Genomic DNA, 2998 nt, shown 5'->3' on the forward strand with positions numbered 1-2998 from the left:
GGGGATGCGGGTCGTACGCCGGCCCGGTGCCGGTGCGGACGGCCTCGATCCGGGCCCGCTTCTCGCGATCGAACCGCTCCCCGGCGGTGTGCCCGAGCGCCTCGTGGATCGCGGACGCCTCGGTCGAGGTGAGGTGCGCACGGAGCTCGGCCATGCCGTCCACCCCGCGCCGGACACTGACCCGACGCTCACACGCCGCGGCAGCACGCCGGGCCAGGACCCCTTCCGGGTCGAAGTCCGCGATGATGCTGTCGGTCTTGGCCAGGATCGCGTTGCGGCCGGGCCGCTCGCCGGAGTCAATGGAGTCCAGCAGCCAGTCCACGACCAGTCGGTGCACAGCGTCCAGGACGGAGGGATCGACCGTCCGCATCTGCCGGACGAGCATCCCCGCCGTGCGCTCGTCCAGGAGGCCGGACCCCATCGCCTCGACGATCCCCGGGAAGCTGATGACGAGATCCCGGGCCAGCGTGAGCATCGCTGACGCGCGGTGGTGATGAACACCGTACGTGGCGACCAGTTCCGCACAGGCGACGTCGAAGGGGTCGAGCACCGCGTGGTCGCGCGGGCGCTCCGGCCCGTCGGGGTCGTAGTACCCGGCCTCGACGTCTCTGGCGAACTGCTGCTCCTCGCACAGTGCCAGGAGATCGTGGCAGGCCTGCAGACGGGCGGCAGCGGCGCGGTTCTCCGTGCGGAGGGCGTCGAGGGCGGCCAGGCCGGCCGCCGCGATCCCCGAACCGTGTTCTGCCGACATCCGGTTCCCCCTTCTGCGATAGCGAGGCGATCGCTCGTGTGTTCGATAGGGGAACACTAGCAACGGGGTACGACATGGTGATCCGACCACGACCGATGCGAATGACGCGCCGGGGCGGCGGGACTTGCGGTGTCAGCGATGGGGGATGGGGATGGGGATGAAGTGGAGGGAGCGGAGAGAGCCGCTCCGGACCGCTCAGCCGCCCAGCAGGGACCGGTAGTACTCGGCGAGACCGGGGTAGTAGTCGGGTTCGAACTCCAGCGCGTCCGGATCCCGTCCCGCCTCGGCCTCGACCAACCGGTCCAGGTAGTACTCCCACCCGGGACCGATCGAGGAGGCGGACTCGGCGTCCGCGATGTCCTGTTCCAGGGAGATGACGGCCTCGTCGTCGTCGCCCTCGATCCTCACGGTGAGGAGCCACCCGCCCGGACCGGTCCGCACGACCAGGAGGCCCGGCGCCTCGCAGGTCACCACCTCGACACCGTCGACGGGATCGCCGTCCTCGGCGGTCATGGTCAGTTGGACGGTGCCGGACGCCGGGTCGCCCGACCACGGGCCGATCCACCGGGCGGTGCGGGCCGGATCGGTGACGGCGGCCCACGCCTGCTCGCGGGACATGGGCAGGCGGCGGGGGAACACGACGGCTCCCGAGCCGTCGAGGTATCCGGAGGCCGTGGGCGTGGTGGACATGGCGTCTCCTCGCGATCAGAGAGGCGCCGGGAGTGGTGTCAGCGCAGCGCCGGCATCAGCGTATCGCGCATCGGCGCGATGAAACGGCCGAAGTTGTCCCAGTTGTGCAGGCCTGTGGGCAGGTAGTCGACCCGGGCGGGGATGCCCAATTCGTCGAGGCGTCGGTCCATGGCGACGGTGCACGCGTGGGTGGCGATCTCCAGACCGGTGCCCTGGGAGAACCGGAGCAGGTCACGGCCGTTGCGGTCCCATTCGGTGGCGTCGGGCATACCGGTCGCGGTGGCGAGGTACAGGGTCTTGCCGCGGAGCTTCTCGGCGTGGAGCAGCCCGTCGTTCTCCGCGTAGGCCGGGTCGGTCCGCGGACCCCACAGGTTCGCGATGTTCCCGCCGCGGGTCTCGGTGACGATCTTGGCCAGGACGAATCCGAGATCGTCGCGCGCGGTGTAGCAGCCGGCGATCGCGCCGACGGCGGAGAACAGGTCGGGGCGCCGCTCGGCCAGGGTGACCGCGCTGGCGGCCCCCATCGACAACCCGGCGACACCCCGCTTGCCGGTGAAGGGCAGTTCGCCCGACTCGAGCAGCGGGGGCAGTTCCTCGGCGAGGAAGGTCTGCCAGGCGTTGCGGCTCAGGACCGGGTCGTCGTTCTGCCAGTCCGCGTGCAGGGAGCCATCGGCGCGCGCCGGCATGACCAGGGTGACGTGCTCGCCGGCGAAGGCGTCCTGGACGCCCCCCGGCAGGAGCCACCCGCTGGGCGACGGCGAGTCGACGCCGTCGAGGAGGTAGAGCATCGGGGCCGGGGCGTCGGACGCCGACCGCCAGATCTCCACCGGCAGCACCCGGTTCATGGACTCGGACGCGATCCACCACCGCTCGAAGCGGGGGTCGCCGCCGGCCACGCGTGGGTCGCCGATCTCCCTGTGGCGGACCTCGGAGACGGTGACCGGCTCCGCCTCCATCCCGATGGGCGGGGTGGCCAGTGTGTTCTGTGAACCGGTGCCGAGTGGCGGGAGCGTCCCCAGGCCCGCCAACGACTGCGTCCCGGTGGACCCTGTCGAGCCGATGGTCGCCGAGCCGGCGCCGGCGCTGGACGGGTCGACGCTGCCCCCGAGCTCATTGATCGAACCGATATTGCCCGACGAGCCCGACGAGCCAGACGAGCCCGACGAGCCCGGGAGCGACTGTGCGGAGACCGGCATCGCGATGCTGCCGATCAGCCCGAGGGCCAGAACGGGCGCCAGTGTCGGGGCGAGCAGACGGGAGAGCCCCGGGGCGGACCGGCGGGGCGAGAGAGAACGGGGGACGGCGGACGAGCGGCGGTCGGACACGGGGCTCCTAGGTCGAGCGGAACGGGATGCGACCGTCGAACAGGCCCGAGACGGTGACCTGACGACAATAGTGCGCCGCCCCCGCCGCGCGCGACCCTCTACTTCCTGGTGTCGCGGGGGAGCGTCGGCCCGGAGAGGTCGGAGGGGCCCGGCTCCGGGGTCCCCGCGTCCTGCGGGGTGGGGCCCGAGGTTCCCGTCTGCTCCGCGGGCGTCGCGGCGTCCGCGGAACCGT

3 protein-coding genes are annotated in these 2998 nt (G+C 72.0%); all 3 read right to left on the minus strand.

Going from position 1 to position 2998, the window contains the following annotated elements; all coding sequences use genetic code 11:
* Positions 1 to 751, minus strand: a 751-nt coding sequence (locus G6020_RS06640) for a DUF222 domain-containing protein (RefSeq protein WP_182610077.1), incomplete at its 3' end; no start/stop codon positions are given.
* 195 nt (positions 752 to 946) lie between these two features.
* Positions 947 to 1441, minus strand: coding sequence for an SRPBCC domain-containing protein (locus G6020_RS06645; RefSeq protein WP_182610078.1), 495 nt, complete (start codon positions 1439 to 1441; stop codon positions 947 to 949).
* Between the two features lie 38 nt (positions 1442 to 1479).
* Positions 1480 to 2766: an alpha/beta hydrolase family protein gene (locus tag G6020_RS17525; protein WP_182610079.1), complete on the minus strand. Its 1287-nt coding sequence runs from the start codon at positions 2764 to 2766 to the stop codon at positions 1480 to 1482.
* Positions 2767 to 2998: the final 232 nt, after the last annotated feature.

The organism is Dietzia sp. B19, assembly GCF_014145155.1.
In the GTDB taxonomy this organism is placed as follows: domain Bacteria; phylum Actinomycetota; class Actinomycetes; order Mycobacteriales; family Mycobacteriaceae; genus Dietzia; species Dietzia natronolimnaea.

Coding starts and splice junctions, on each gene's coding strand:
- G6020_RS06645 (WP_182610078.1), bottom strand. CDS start 1,441: ATGTCCACCACGCCCACGGCCTCCGGATACCTCGACGGCTCGGGAGCC.